This is a genomic window from Arsukibacterium sp. MJ3, from assembly GCF_000987765.1.
Taxonomy (GTDB): domain Bacteria; phylum Pseudomonadota; class Gammaproteobacteria; order Enterobacterales; family Alteromonadaceae; genus Alishewanella.
Genome location: NZ_LAHP01000119.1, coordinates 1 through 604, shown reverse-complemented (window position 1 = coordinate 604; position 604 = coordinate 1). Strand labels below are relative to the sequence as shown.

At 38.7% G+C, this 604-nt stretch carries 1 protein-coding gene; it reads left to right on the top strand.

Features of this window, described 5'->3' with window-relative positions; translation table 11 throughout:
* Positions 1 to 119: 119 nt before the first annotated feature.
* A complete protein-coding gene (gene acpP, locus VT06_RS17075) occupies positions 120 to 356 on the top strand; it encodes an acyl carrier protein (RefSeq protein WP_007419889.1) in 237 nt (78 codons plus the stop codon).
* Positions 357 to 604: the final 248 nt, after the last annotated feature.

The following is a 604-nucleotide window of genomic DNA, read 5'->3' as shown; positions in this document are numbered from 1 at the left end:
ATTGGCGCGCAACGAGGTAAGACCTCAACCAATTCGTTAAATTTTTACTTTAAGTGTGTGGCCGGAAGGCTTACACTACACGCAAATTTATTAAAGACACCTTTATTTGAGGGTTAAACATGAGCACTATTGAAGAACGCGTTAAAAAAATTGTAATTGAACAGCTAGGTGTTAAAGAAGAAGAAGTAAAACCAGAAGCTTCTTTTGAAAACGATTTAGGTGCTGATTCATTAGATACGGTTGAATTAGTAATGGCTCTTGAAGAAGAGTTTGAAACTGAAATTCCTGACGAAGAAGCTGAAAAGATTCGTACCGTTCAGGCAGCTATCGATTACATCAATAAGCACTCTGCTTAATTGATACATCGGTTCTAGCGAAAAAGGCGAAATGTGCAAACATTTCGCCTTTTTTGTATTAGTGTTTTCGCGCACTTTGTATTTTCCTGTATAGTTTGTAGTTCATATTACTCTCGCCTAGTGCCAGCAAAGAAAGAATGGTTGGTGCTGCAAAATAAAGGCCTTGGTAGGAGCGTTAAACTCTTTGACACAACAACCCCACACTGTGCTTATTAATGGTAAAACAAACGGTTGCATTGCCGCTACGG